The organism is Chitinophaga qingshengii, from assembly GCF_014529935.1.
GTDB classification, from domain to species: Bacteria; Bacteroidota; Bacteroidia; order Chitinophagales; family Chitinophagaceae; genus Chitinophaga; species Chitinophaga qingshengii.
On record NZ_JACVFC010000006.1, the window covers coordinates 265,257 to 277,853 of the forward strand.

A 12,597-nucleotide genomic window follows, 5' to 3' on the forward strand; every position below is an offset into this window, starting at 1 on the left:
TCTCTCAGGCATCCACTGTTAACTTGTTAGCCGTTGTTATCAGATAATCAGCATGGCATCACCATAGCTGAAGAAACGGTATTTCTCTTTGATGGCCTGTTGGTAAGCTTCCATGATCAGGTCATATCCTGCAAAGGCGCAAGTCATGATCAGCAGACTTGTTTTCGGCAGGTGGAAGTTGGTTACCAGCGCATTCGGAATAGCAAATTCATACGGCGGGTGGATAAAGGTGTTGGTCCAGCCTTCTGCCGCTTTCAGGAGGTTCTGCGCAGTCACGGAAGATTCTACGGCACGTACGGAAGTAGTACCAATAGCGCAGATCCTGCGGTTTTCTTCCTTCGCTTTGTTCACCACTTTCACGGCATGTTCCTCAATGTGGAAATATTCAGCATCCATCTTGTGTTTGCTCAGATCTTCCACTTCAATCGGACGGAAAGTACCCAAACCGGTGTGCAGCGTTACTTCTGCAAATTTCACCCCTTTAATTTCCAGGCGTTTGATCAGCTCACGGCTGAAGTGCAAACCAGCAGTAGGAGCCGCTACAGCGCCTTCATACTTGGCATACACCGTTTGATAACGCTCCTTGTCTTCCTCTTCCGGTTTACGTTTGATATATTTTGGCAGCGGCGTTTCACCCAGGGTATCCAACACCTGTTTGAACTCTTCATCATTGCCCTCAAATAAGAAACGGATGGTACGGCCTCTGGAAGTGGTATTATCAATTACTTCTGCCACCAGTGATTCGTCATCACCAAAATACAATTTGTTACCTACACGGATTTTACGCGCCGGGTCAACAATTACGTCCCACAGGCGATTTTGCTTGTTCAGCTCACGCAGCAGGAATACCTCAATTTTTGCTCCCGTTTTCTCCTTACGGCCATACAACCTTGCCGGAAACACCTTGGTGTTGTTCACAATCATCACATCCTTGTCATTGAAATAACCCAGGATATCCTTGAATACCTTGTGTTCAATTTTTCCGGTAGTGCGATTTACCACCATTAAGCGTGATTCATCTCTTGTCTTGGAAGGGTGCTGTGCGATCAGGTTTAAAGGGAGATCGAATTTGAACTGTGATAGTTTCATATTACGGTATGAATAAGAAATTTTTAGTGGGTGCAAAGGTACTGATTATTCCCTATTCCATCAAAAAAATGAGATATAAGTATAATAACCAGCTATATATGTATTACATTCCTTTAGGTATAACTGCAATCAGCTGTTGTGTGTATGGATGCTGCGGATGATTATATACGGCATCCGCCTGCCCCATCTCCACTATCTTCCCTTTCTGCATCACCATCATCCGGTCGCTGATAAAACGGACCACCGACAAATCATGGGAGATAAAAATACAGCTGAAACCAAACTCCTCCCGCAACCGGATCAGCAGGTTGAGCACCTGCGCCTGTACGCTTACATCCAATGCTGCCACCGATTCATCACAGATAATGAAGGAAGGGTTTACCGCCAACGCCCGGGCTATCACCACCCGCTGCCGTTGCCCGCCGGAAAACTCATGCGGATAACGGTTTACATGCTCCGGCGACAGGTTCACCTTCTCCAGCAACTCCTGTACTTTTTCCCGCTGCGCCTTTTCGTTGCCATACAGGCCATGCACCTGCATGGGCTCCAGGATAGCCGATCCGATGGACTTCCGCGGGTTCAGGGAAGCATACGGGTCCTGGAAAATCAGCTGCATATCTTTCCGCAGCGCCCGCATACCTGCGGGGGACAGGCTACGCAGGTCCTGCCCTTTATAAACAATACTTCCACCGGTTGGTTCTATCAACCGTAAAAGAGATCTTCCTAAGGTAGTTTTACCACAGCCCGACTCACCTACCAGTCCCAGCGTTTCACCACTGTTAACGGTAAAGCTCACATCATCCACCGCTTTGTACCATTGCAGCACTTTGCCGGTAAAACTTTTTTTCACGGGAAACCAGGTCTGCAGCCCATGTACTTCCAGCAACGGCGGATTACCAGCCAGCAAGGCTTGCCGGGCTTTCACCTCGCTGTCGCTGACAACCAGCCGGTTCACCACATCTGCGACGGCGCCTGCTTTTTCATGTATTTGTCCGCTGGCATCGGTCTCCATAAAATCACGGGTAACCGGCAACCGCGACAGGCGCTTGTTTAACGGGGGCCTGCAGGCAAGCAACCCTTTTGTATAAGGATGCTGCGGATGCTGAAATACCTGCCGTACCGGACCTTCTTCCACGATATTACCTTTGTACATCACTACTACCCTTTCCGCCAGTTCCGCCACCACACCCAGGTCGTGCGTAATAAACAGCACGCTCATATCCATTTGTTGCTGCAGCTCTTTCAGCAGTTCCAGGATGGCCTTTTGCACCGTTACATCCAGTGCCGTAGTAGGTTCATCGGCAATCAGCAGGCGGGGTTCGCAGGAAATAGCCATGGCAATCATGACGCGTTGTTTTTGTCCGCCGGACAGTTCATGCGGGTAACGGTTCATGATGGCAGCCGGATCGGGCAGTTTTACCCGGGCAAACAGCGCTTTCGCCTGCTCACGGGCTTCCCGCTGTGGGATACCCTTGTGCAGCCGGATAGCTTCTGTGACCTGGGCGCCACAGGTATGTAAAGGATTGAGGGAGGTCATAGGCTCCTGGAAGATCATGGCAATTTCGTTGCCACGGTAAGCCCGCATGGCCGTATCAGGGAGTTGAGCCAGGTCTGTCACCTGTCCATCGGCATGATGGTAGAGGATTTTTCCGTGGGAGATTTTTCCGGGCGCCTGTATCAGGCGCATCACGGAAAGAGAGGTCACCGATTTACCGGAACCGGATTCCCCTACTACTCCAATAATCTCCCCCTTGCCTATAGACAGGTTCAGGTGGTTGACAGCCGTAACAATGGTATCATGTGCGTGGAAGGTAACTTCCATATCTTGTATTTCCAGGCGGGTTGCATGCATGCCCGGAAGATACAACAATTCTAAAAACGCAGGTGCTTCACCGTTTGGTGGCTGTCGATCAGTTTCTGCAGGGATTCAATACCAATTTGCAGGTGGCGTTCCACATATTTGGTAGTTACCTTTTTGTCGCTTTCTTCTGTTTTAACGCCTTCCGGTATCATGGGCTGGTCGGAAACGAGCAGCAGGGCGCCGGTAGGGATTTTGTTGAAGAAGCCCACAGAGAAGATAGTGGCCGTTTCCATGTCCACCGCCATAGCTCTTACGCGTTCCAGGTATTGTTTGAATTCCGCATCATGTTCCCATACCCGGCGGTTGGTAGTGTAGCAGGTGCCGGTCCAGTAATCGTGGCCCAGTTCACGGATGGTGGTGGAGATAGCCTTTTGCAGCGCAAATGCCGGCAGTGCAGGTACTTCAGCCGGGAAATAGTCGTTGGAGGTACCTTCGCCCCGTATTGCCGCGATGGGCAGTATCAGGTCGCCGATGGCGTTTTTCTTTTTCAGACCGCCGCATTTACCCAGGAACAATACTGCTTTGGGGTGAATAGCACTCAGCAGGTCCATGACGGTGGCCGCACCAGGGCTGCCCATACCGAAATTAATAATGGTAATATCGCCGGCAGTAGCGCACTGCATCGGTTTACCTGCGCCGATAATTTCAACGTTGTTCCATTCGGCAAACATGGTCAGGTAGTTACTGAAATTGGTGAGGAGGATGTGGGACCCGAAGCGGTCCAGCTTTTCACCAGTGTAGCGGGGAAGCCAATTAGCTACAATTTCTTCTTTTGTCTTCATAGCCTTTTGACACGCAAATATAAGGTTTTATTCGGTATTCTCCATATTATCCTCCTATCTTCGTAATGGCATAAATAATACAGTATTGATCACCATTCACTTTCCACCACCGGATTTCAGGATCAGCAAGGAGCAGGATAAAGAACTGATCTTTGACCGTTACCGGAAAAAGTATGTACGCCTTACACCAGAAGAGTGGGTAAGACAAAATTTCCTCAACTACCTCGTAAAATCCATGGGGTACCCTGCTTCCCTGATCGGAATTGAGAAAGAGATTATGCTCGGGGAGCTGAAAAAACGTTTCGATATCGTGGTGTATAACCGGCAGATGGAACCCTGGATGCTGATAGAATGTAAGGAGATGAATGTTCCTATCAGCCAGCAAACGCTGGAACAGGTAGTCCGTTATAATATGGTCATTCCGGCTACCTACCTGGTGATGACCAATGGTACCCATACCTTCTGCTGCACTCACAACGCTGAATCGAGGCAATGGCTGTTTCTCGATGCCCTCCCTGTATTTTGATATTTAGTTATTTTGATATTTAATTATTGAGGGTTCCTCTATGAATAAAAAACAGCGAAGACCGCTAAGATCTCCGCTGCATTTTAAATAGCTAAATTCAAAAATAACTAAATCCCTAAATGATCAAGGGAAGATACCCAGTTGCTCGTAAGCGGCACCCACCTTGTTAATCGCTACCACATAAGCGGCTGTACGCATATCGTGGATCTGCGGATTGGCCATCATTACGTCGCGCACCTCGTGAAGGGCAGCGTGCATGGTTTCTTCGAGACCGGAGTACACCAGATCTACTTCGTCGGCGCCATGACCGATGAATTTCCTTTCTTTTTCAGATACTTTTTTACCGGTCAGGTCTTCGATGGTTTGCAGAATGTGAATATTCATGTTTTCATCGAAACGTTTGCCCAGACGGCCATAACGCACGTGGCTCAGATTTTTCAGCCATTCGAAGTAAGAAACGGTTACACCGCCGGCGTTCAGGAACATGTCCGGCACTACGATAACGCCTTTTTTGTTCAGGATTTCATCAGCTTCCGGCGTGAGCGGGCCGTTGGCGGCTTCACCGATGATCTTAGCCTTTACATTAGGAGCGTTGTGTTTATCGATCACGTTTTCGAGCGCGGCAGGGATCAGGATTTCGCATTCCAGTTCCAGACCGTCCGTATTTTTATTCAGGTTGGCAGAACCCGGGAAGTTGATGATAGAGCCGGTTTCTTTTTTATGTTTCTGTACTGCATCAGGATCGAGGCCATTTTCGTTGAAGATGGCGCCATCCCATTCGATGAGGCAGATTACTTTAGCACCTGCTTCGTGGAAGTATTTGGCAGCATGATAACCTACGTTACCCATACCTTGTACCACCACACGTTTACCTTCGATGCCGGTAGTAAGGCCGAGGCGTTCCATATCTTCCTTGATGTTGCACAGCTCACGCAGGCCGTAGAACACACCGAGGCCTGTAGCTTCAGTACGTCCGCGTACGCCGCCCTGGGATACCGGTTTACCGGTAACGCAGCCGTAGCCGTCAATTTCACCCGGGCGGAGACTCATGTAAGTATCCAGTATCCAGCTCATTTCTCTTTCACCGGTACCATAGTCAGGAGCCGGAACGTCGGTACCGGGGCCGATAAAGTTTTTCTTTACCAGTTCAGCGGTATAACGGCGGGTAATTGCTTCCAGCTGGAAGGGAGTATAGTTGCGGGGATTAATTTTGATACCACCTTTGGCGCCACCAAAGGGCACGTTTACGATCGCGCATTTGTAGGTCATCAGGGAAGCCAGGGCCATCACCTCATCCTGGTTTACTTCATCGCTGAAGCGGATACCACCTTTACAGGGCAGTTTGTGATGGGAGTGCTGTACCCGGTAAGCTTCAATTACCTGTACACCATCGCCTATTCTTACCGGAAATTTGATCTGGTAAACGGCGTTACAGGCTTTGATCTGCTCCAGGATACCTTTATCCCATTTGGTGAATACAGCGGCTTTGTCGAAACTTTTTTCCACGCTCTGGAAAAAGCTATAATGCTGATCTTGCGACATAATATGTATTGTTTTGGTATAACGATTAGATTATCACGGATTATTTTTTATCCCGCTGCTCCAACTTGCTGATCTTTCTGTCCAGGTTAATGAGGAAGAGAACAATACCCAGGAAGATGATCAACAACACACCGACGATCACATATATTTTGTTATTGCTGCGGAAGAACTGATTTACGGCCCCTGACTCTGTATCCTGTTGTTGTGCATTTGCCAGGACCGACACCAGCAGGAGGGTGATTGTCAGGCAGAATGAAAACGCTTTATTGATCATTTAAAAATATTTTTAAGCTCAAGTTTTTTATACCGGACTACGAGTGTATAGATCCATACACTGAGGAGCGTCCAGCCGATGAAGGCCGGGTACAGTACCATTTTCATGCCGCCGTCCGTGTCTTTCGAAGCAAATCCGGGCGTGGTAGCGCTTCCCGGGTGAAGGGAGTCCACCATGCGGGGGATAATATAAGTCAGCGGGATGAGCAGGGCAAAGGCAAAAATGTTGAACACCGCAGAGATACGGGCTCTTTTGTCAATATCATGAATGGAGATGCGCAGTACCAGGTAAGCCAGGTAAATAAGGATGGCGATGGCCGTGCACATTTGTTTAGGGTCGTCTGTGAGGGTGCCTCCCCAGGTATAGGTAGCCCAGAGGGAACCGGTCGCAAACCCCAGCACGCCAAAAAAGGCGCCTACCCGTGCTGCACTGGAGGCATATACGTCTCTTCTCAGATCATATTTTGACAGGTAAAGGAGGGAGTTAACGACGGAGATGGTGAACATGGTATACATACATATCCACATTGGCACATGAAAAAACAATCCACGGGATGATTGTCCATTGGTTCCTATAATTGGTATTTTAATAGTGAACCCGGCGATAATTACATAAATCAGAAGCAGTATCGCTAATGCTTTCCACCAATGTCTGGCCATTTTTAACAGCAATATTCCGGGGCAAACCTACACGTTTTATCCTTAATCGCAAAGATTTTACGCGATTTTAAGTTTATCCAAAATCCTGAATTACCCGTTAAAATCCGTTTATATAAGTAGCAGAAATGTTCGATATTTCGAAAATCAGTCCTTCCACAAAAACGGGAAGAGCACCATGGTGAGGGCGATAGTGAGGAGGTCCATCCCTCCCAGCAGGAAAAACATTTTAGGCAGGCCCGGTTGGTATACTGTCACAAAAGCCGACAAGGACACGTTGGCCAGCAGCATCAGCATGGGCATCATCAGCGGAAAGCCCATTACCGCCATCAGGGCAGCGTTATGGTTGGCCTGTGCCGCAATAGCCGCCAGTACGGTAAATAACAGGCTCAGGCTGGTGCCACCCAGCAATACAATGCCAACGAAATAGCCGGTATTGTTCAGCGGGTTGCCCAGGAACATAAAGCTGCATACCAGCGCGATCAGGCTCATCAGCATCATCAGGATAACATTATAGATCAGCTTGGCCGCTATGAAAGCCCTGGGAGAAGTGAGTGAGTAAAAATATAAGAGCCGTCCCCTGTTTTCCTGCATAAAACTTTTGGCAATGGCGTTTACCGCTACAAACAGCTGTATCACCCAGAAAAGGGCGTTCCACAGTTTATCATCCGGTTTTCCCATCATCAGGTTGATCACAAAAACGGTGGAAATGATATAGAGCAACACCCCGTAAAAGGCGTATTGTTGCCGCAGTTCCAGCACCAGGTCCTTACGGACCAGGGTATATATTTGATGGATGGTACTTTTCATTTGAGCGCGAAATTACGAATTAGGAATTACGAATGACGAATTTAAGGCTGCTTTATGAGCCATCTGCTAATTGACTGCTCCATCGAGTCCCCTTCATTCGTCATTCGTAATTCTCCATTCGTAATTGATTCCTTATATTAGCTGCTTGTTAAAAATTTTGCATGAAAAAGATCCTGGTAGCCAATCGTGGAGAAATAGCCTTACGTATTATGCGTTCTGCCCGTGAGATGGGAATAAAGACAGTAGCCGTTTATTCAGAAGCTGACCGCACCATGCCTTTTGTGCAGTATGCCGACGAAGCCGTGTGCATCGGGCCTGCACCATCCAGCCAATCGTATCTGCTGGGAGAAAAAATCATTGCGGTAGCCAAAGAAAGGGGCGCTGACGGCATTCATCCGGGCTACGGGTTTTTAAGTGAGAATGCACGATTCGCCCAACAGGTGACTGATGCCGGTATCACTTTTATCGGGCCTGCTGCCGCCTCTATTGAAGTTATGGGCAGCAAACTGGCCGCCAAACAGGCCGCGCAAAAATTCGGCGTACCCATGGTACCCGGTACCGAAACACCGCTTCGCAGTGTGGAAGAAGCCCGGGAAGTGGTGAAAAAAACCGGTTTCCCTATTCTGATCAAAGCTTCCGCCGGTGGTGGTGGTAAAGGTATGCGGGTTGTCAATGTTCCCGAAGAACTGGAAGAACAGATCCGCCTGGCTAAAAGTGAGGCCCTTAGCGCCTTCGGCGATGATGCCGTTTTCATTGAAAAATATGTGGGCGCTCCCCGCCATATCGAAATACAGATCCTGGGCGACCAGCATGGCAACTGCGTATACCTGTTTGAACGGGAATGCTCTATCCAGCGCCGTCACCAGAAACTGATCGAAGAAGCGCCATCTTCCATACTAACGCCCGCTATCCGGGCCGCTATGGGCAAATGTGCCGTAGATGTGGCCAAAGCCTGTAATTATTATGGCGCCGGTACCGTGGAATTCCTGGTAGATGAGCAGCTGAACTTCTATTTCCTGGAGATGAACACCCGTTTACAGGTAGAACATCCAGTAACGGAGCTGATCACGGGACTGGACCTGGTAAAGGAACAGATACGGATCGCCCGGGGTGAAAAACTATCGTTTGCCCAGGAAGATCTTACCATCAACGGACATGCGATAGAACTGCGTATATGCGCCGAAGACCCGGCCAATAACTTCCTGCCGGATACCGGCTGCCTGGAAACGTATATCCGTCCGCAGGGCTACGGCGTACGTGTAGATGACGGCTACGAACAGGGGATGAACATCCCGATTTTCTATGATCCGATGATCGCCAAACTCATTACCTGGGGCAGCACCCGCGAAGAAGCCCGCTACCGGCTGATCCGCGCCATCGAAGAATACCAGGTGAAAGGTATCCGTACTACCCTGCCCTTCGGACACTGGGCCCTGCAACAACCTGCGTTTATAGAAGGCCGTTTTGATACCAACTTTATCAATAAATATTATACGCCGCAAGCCTTGCTGGCAGAGCGTCCGGACATAGATAAGCTGGCAGCCATACTGGCTGCACAAGTGTGGCAGCAACAAAGCGTAGCTTTACAACCAGTGACCGGTAATGAAAAACAGCCTCCATCTGCCTGGAAAAAAAGAAATATGTTAAGATAAGTTTAAATAGGTTCCGAAAAATCTGAAAACGACTAACTTCGCGAAGTTTTTAACATGTTACGCAGGATCATTCTACAAATCATCGACTTCTTCTACCAGCCGTTTGCCCGGGTAATGCCCCGGCAAACATTCCGCTATCTGGCCTGTGGTGGCGGGAATACGGCTATGGATATCTTTTTGTATTTTATATGCTACAATTTTGTGCTCAACAAAGAGATGATCCACCTGCCGTTCCTGGATATCAGTGCGCACATCGCGGCCCTGTTTATGTCGATGGCCGTTACTTTCCCTACAGGTTTTCTACTCAGTAAATACGTGGTATTTTCGGAATCCAACCTCCGGGGCCGTGTACAGTTGTTCCGGTATTTTGTGCTGGTAGGCATTTGTATTCTGCTCAACTACTTCCTGATGAAGTTGTTTGTAGACAGGCTGCACTTCTATCCTACCGTGGGTAAAATCTGTACTACCGCGCTGGTGGTCATCTTCAGTTATCTCACCCAGAAAAAATTCACTTTTAAAGTAAAACAAACGGTATCATAATAACCGGTGATCATATTCCATAAACAACGAGGCCAACCTTTCCGGTTGGCCTCGTTGTTTTATTATTCTACCTCGTAATAACAATGGCGGCAGCGGGGTTCGTATAAATCTTTTTCCCCCAGCAGCAACGTTTCTTTTTCCGGTGATTTACGGAAGGAATAGTTGGCAATATTGCCACAGCATACGCAGATGGCGTGGAGTTTAGTGATATAATCGGCTTTGGCCAGCATAAAAGGCATCTGCCCGAAGGGCTTAGCGGTATAATCCATATCAAGCCCCGCTACAATCACCCGGATACCCCGCAGGGCCAGCTGATCGCAGACAGAAGGCAGTTCCGCGTCAAAAAACTGGGCCTCATCTATGCCTATTACGTCTACACCTTGCGCCAGTAACAGGATTTGCTGTGAATTTTCAATGGGGGTGGAAACAATCTTATTTTCATCGTGGGATACAATGCTGCCTTCATCATAACGTGTATCTATCACCGGTTTATAGATCTCCACCTTTAAGTTGGCAATACGGGCACGTTTCAGGCGGCGGATCAGCTCTTCGGTTTTTCCCGAGAACATAGAGCCGCAAATTACCTCGATCCAGCCCCTCCGTCCTCCTGCAAGAGAAGGTTCAATAAACATATTGTATTATTTTGATTATTAATTAATTAAAATACGCTAATTTTATACAAATAAAATATTTCCTATCACCAAGCGTTAACAATTAAGGCATGGAAAAAATAAATGCATTAATTGAGAAGTTACAGGAATTGAAAAATTCCGGTGCAGACCTGCAGGCGATATCTTACTATGTACAGTTATTGCAGGCGGAAGTGTTGTATGTGCGAAACAAACAACAGCAACAACAAGAGAAGCAGGACAGACAGCATATCGCCGTGATCATGCCCATGCGCGCGCCTATGATATCACCTCCTTCAACAACCGCAGCGCAAACTACAACATTACCGGCAGATAAACCGGAAGTACAGGCCGCAGGTTATCCACAATCCGCTGTAGCAGCAGATCCTATTCCGGCCAAACCGGAACCGGTTATCACCGCACAGCCCATTCCCACACTGGCAGCTGCTTCCCCGCCGCCGCCCACACATGAACCATTACAGGAGCCTGTCTTCAGCAACCCTGTTCCCATAGAGAAAGAGAAAGAGAAACCGAAGGAAAAAACACCGGCACCGGCTACCCTGTTTGATCAACCGGACCTTCCGGCAGCAGTATCAGCACCGGCTCCCGCTCCGGCGAAACACCCTGCCACACCAGATACCAATGGTATCCGCAAGGACCTGAACGAGCTGGTAGGCAATCATAGCGGCCTTTCCCTCAACGACCGGCTACGGCAGCAACAAACGGAAGTAGCCCAGAAACTGGGAGATATGCCCGTCAAAGACCTGCGCGCCGCCATCGGTATCAACGACAAATACCAGTTCATCCAGGAACTGTTCCGCGGGGACACAGATCTCTATGAGCGCTCCGTAAAAACCATCAATGAATGCAATACCCTGCAGGAAGCAGATTATTGGATACAGCGGGAAATTAAGATTATTCAGGGATGGCAGGATGATCATCACCTGGTACAACATTTCTATTCTTTGCTCAGAAAACGTTTTTCCTGAATATATTCCAGGATTTTACCGGTAGCCCCTTTGTTGGCCTGGACATAGTTTCCGGCTATAGCAGCCGTTTCTGCGTAAAAAGCAGGCTCCTGCAATAGCCGTTTCATATAGTCTTCCAGGTTAGACAATCCCGATACCACCAGCGCGCCTTTCTGCGATACCAGTTCTACCGCTTCAAAGTATTTACTGTATTCCGGTCCGATGATCACCGGTTTGCTGTATACCGCCGGTTCCAGCACATTATGAATACCATCTTTCCCGAAACCGCCGCCTACATAAGCAATATGGGCATAACGGTACAGGGTAGTGAGCATACCCACATTATCAATGATCAGTACGTCAGAAGCCGTAGCGCCGGTTTTCAGGGCCGACCAGGTAACCGCTTCCGGGAACAGTCCCTGTATTTGCCGGATATGTGATTCCTGGATTTCGTGGGGCGCCAGAACCAGTTTCAGTCCCTCCCGCCGGGTTTGTTTCCACCAGGAAGCAAGCAGCTGTTCATCTTCCGGCCAGGTGCTGCCAGCCACCAGTAACCGGCTGTTGCCCGCAAACTGTGCTGCTAATGGCAACGAAGCCTGTTCCGTCAGCAGCGCCGCTACCCGGTCAAACCGCGTATCACCGCTTACGCTGGCCGTTTGTATACCGATGCCCTGCAACAGGCGCAGGGAGCTTTCATTTTGTACAAAGACGTGGGTCAGCTGTTGCAACAGGCGGCGGAACATGCCGCCATAGCCTTTAAAAAAAGACTGGCTTTCCCGGAAAATGCCGGATACCAGCAACACCGGTATTTTTCGTGTATACAGTTCCGTGAGGAAATGATACCAGAACTCGTATTTAATGAAGATAGCCAGGTGGGGCCGGGCAATATCCATAAAATCGCGCGCATTACGGCGGGTATCCAATGGCAGGTAACATACGTAATCGGCGCCCGGATAGTCCTTTCTTACCTCGTAGCCCGAGGGGGAAAAAAATGTTAACAAAATTTTATATGCAGGGTATTGCCGGCGAAGCGCCTCCAGTACGGGGCGGCCTTGTTCAAACTCACCCAGCGAAGCAGCATGCACCCAGATCAGCCGGTGTTGGCCTATACCCGCCTGTTTCATCCTGGAACGCCAGTGTTGACGGCCTTTTAGCCATAAAGATGCCTTCTTTTTGCCGCCCATGGCTGCCAGGCCTACACCCGCCCGGTATAAGCGGATACCTGTATTGTAAATTGCCCTTGCTAACATCCGTCTGCGTACTTTTAC

The 12,597-nt window shown here is 48.9% G+C and carries 13 protein-coding genes; 4 read left to right on the forward strand and 9 right to left on the reverse strand.

Going from position 1 to position 12,597, the window contains the following annotated elements; translation table 11 throughout:
* Window positions 1-39: 39 nt before the first annotated feature.
* The 3 genes from queA to ICL07_RS30580 all read right to left on the reverse strand — a co-directional run bounded on the left by queA (window position 40) and on the right by ICL07_RS30580 (window position 3,732).
* On the reverse strand, window positions 40-1,089 hold the full coding sequence (queA, locus tag ICL07_RS30570; RefSeq protein ID WP_188091849.1) for a tRNA preQ1(34) S-adenosylmethionine ribosyltransferase-isomerase QueA: 1,050 nt from the start codon (window positions 1,087-1,089) through the stop codon (window positions 40-42).
* 103 nt (window positions 1,090-1,192) lie between these two features.
* Window positions 1,193-2,941: an ABC transporter ATP-binding protein gene (locus ICL07_RS30575; protein WP_188091850.1), complete on the reverse strand. Its 1,749-nt coding sequence runs from the start codon at window positions 2,939-2,941 to the stop codon at window positions 1,193-1,195.
* A 20-nt stretch (window positions 2,942-2,961) separates the two neighbouring features.
* The gene (locus tag ICL07_RS30580; RefSeq protein WP_188091851.1) at window positions 2,962-3,732 is read right to left on the reverse strand and encodes an AMP nucleosidase; all 771 of its coding nucleotides are present in this window, start codon (window positions 3,730-3,732) and stop codon (window positions 2,962-2,964) included.
* An 85-nt stretch (window positions 3,733-3,817) separates the two neighbouring features.
* Here ICL07_RS30580 and ICL07_RS30585 point away from each other — a divergent pair, with 85 nt between their 5' ends.
* Window positions 3,818-4,258: a type I restriction enzyme HsdR N-terminal domain-containing protein gene (locus ICL07_RS30585; RefSeq protein WP_188091852.1), complete on the forward strand. Its 441-nt coding sequence runs from the start codon at window positions 3,818-3,820 to the stop codon at window positions 4,256-4,258.
* A 123-nt stretch (window positions 4,259-4,381) separates the two neighbouring features.
* On the opposite strand, the gene ICL07_RS30590 is transcribed toward ICL07_RS30585, so the two are convergent.
* From ICL07_RS30590 to ICL07_RS30605, 4 genes are all read right to left on the reverse strand, one after another.
* The gene (locus ICL07_RS30590) at window positions 4,382-5,800 is read right to left on the reverse strand and encodes a Glu/Leu/Phe/Val family dehydrogenase (protein ID WP_188091853.1); all 1,419 of its coding nucleotides are present in this window, start codon (window positions 5,798-5,800) and stop codon (window positions 4,382-4,384) included.
* A gap of 40 nt (window positions 5,801-5,840) precedes the next feature.
* On the reverse strand, window positions 5,841-6,074 hold the full coding sequence (locus ICL07_RS30595; RefSeq protein WP_188091854.1) for a CcmD family protein: 234 nt from the start codon (window positions 6,072-6,074) through the stop codon (window positions 5,841-5,843).
* Window positions 6,071-6,733 (reverse strand): cytochrome c biogenesis protein CcsA, encoded by a 663-nt coding sequence (ccsA, locus tag ICL07_RS30600; protein WP_188091855.1) that lies wholly within the window; start codon window positions 6,731-6,733, stop codon window positions 6,071-6,073. Before ccsA ends, ICL07_RS30595 begins: the two co-directional genes overlap by 4 nt.
* A 144-nt stretch (window positions 6,734-6,877) precedes the next feature.
* Complete coding sequence (locus ICL07_RS30605) at window positions 6,878-7,540, reverse strand: heme exporter protein CcmB (RefSeq protein ID WP_188091856.1); 663 nt, start codon at window positions 7,538-7,540, stop codon at window positions 6,878-6,880.
* 161 nt (window positions 7,541-7,701) lie between these two features.
* Between ICL07_RS30605 and accC the strand changes: the two genes are divergently transcribed.
* Together accC and ICL07_RS30615 are read left to right on the forward strand one after the other, a co-directional pair.
* Entirely contained in the window at window positions 7,702-9,192 is a 1,491-nt protein-coding gene (gene accC, locus ICL07_RS30610) for an acetyl-CoA carboxylase biotin carboxylase subunit (protein WP_188091857.1), read from the forward strand.
* Window positions 9,193-9,246: 54 nt separating this feature from the next.
* Entirely contained in the window at window positions 9,247-9,732 is a 486-nt protein-coding gene (locus ICL07_RS30615; RefSeq protein WP_188091858.1) for a GtrA family protein, read from the forward strand.
* 62 nt (window positions 9,733-9,794) lie between these two features.
* Here ICL07_RS30615 and ICL07_RS30620 read toward each other — a convergent pair whose 3' ends face one another.
* Window positions 9,795-10,364: a thymidine kinase gene (locus ICL07_RS30620; RefSeq protein ID WP_188091859.1), complete on the reverse strand. Its 570-nt coding sequence runs from the start codon at window positions 10,362-10,364 to the stop codon at window positions 9,795-9,797.
* 89 nt (window positions 10,365-10,453) lie between these two features.
* Between ICL07_RS30620 and ICL07_RS30625 the strand changes: the two genes are divergently transcribed.
* The gene (locus tag ICL07_RS30625; protein WP_188091860.1) at window positions 10,454-11,350 is read left to right on the forward strand and encodes a hypothetical protein; all 897 of its coding nucleotides are present in this window, start codon (window positions 10,454-10,456) and stop codon (window positions 11,348-11,350) included.
* Here the strand turns inward: ICL07_RS30625 and ICL07_RS30630 are convergent.
* Complete coding sequence (locus ICL07_RS30630; protein ID WP_188091861.1) at window positions 11,320-12,579, reverse strand: 3-deoxy-D-manno-octulosonic acid transferase; 1,260 nt, start codon at window positions 12,577-12,579, stop codon at window positions 11,320-11,322. The genes ICL07_RS30625 and ICL07_RS30630 overlap by 31 nt on opposite strands.
* Between the last annotated feature and the right edge of the window lie 18 nt (window positions 12,580-12,597).

Coding starts and splice junctions, on each gene's coding strand:
- ccsA (WP_188091855.1), bottom strand. CDS start 6,733: ATGGCCAGACATTGGTGGAAAGCATTAGCGATACTGCTTCTGATTTAT.
- ICL07_RS30575 (WP_188091850.1), bottom strand. CDS start 2,941: ATGCATGCAACCCGCCTGGAAATACAAGATATGGAAGTTACCTTCCAC.
- ICL07_RS30625 (WP_188091860.1), top strand. CDS start 10,454: ATGGAAAAAATAAATGCATTAATTGAGAAGTTACAGGAATTGAAAAAT.
- ICL07_RS30615 (WP_188091858.1), top strand. CDS start 9,247: ATGTTACGCAGGATCATTCTACAAATCATCGACTTCTTCTACCAGCCG.
- ICL07_RS30580 (WP_188091851.1), bottom strand. CDS start 3,732: ATGAAGACAAAAGAAGAAATTGTAGCTAATTGGCTTCCCCGCTACACT.
- ICL07_RS30590 (WP_188091853.1), bottom strand. CDS start 5,800: ATGTCGCAAGATCAGCATTATAGCTTTTTCCAGAGCGTGGAAAAAAGT.
- ICL07_RS30630 (WP_188091861.1), bottom strand. CDS start 12,579: ATGTTAGCAAGGGCAATTTACAATACAGGTATCCGCTTATACCGGGCG.
- ICL07_RS30595 (WP_188091854.1), bottom strand. CDS start 6,074: ATGATCAATAAAGCGTTTTCATTCTGCCTGACAATCACCCTCCTGCTG.
- accC (WP_188091857.1), top strand. CDS start 7,702: ATGAAAAAGATCCTGGTAGCCAATCGTGGAGAAATAGCCTTACGTATT.
- queA (WP_188091849.1), bottom strand. CDS start 1,089: ATGAAACTATCACAGTTCAAATTCGATCTCCCTTTAAACCTGATCGCA.
- ICL07_RS30620 (WP_188091859.1), bottom strand. CDS start 10,364: ATGTTTATTGAACCTTCTCTTGCAGGAGGACGGAGGGGCTGGATCGAG.
- ICL07_RS30605 (WP_188091856.1), bottom strand. CDS start 7,540: ATGAAAAGTACCATCCATCAAATATATACCCTGGTCCGTAAGGACCTG.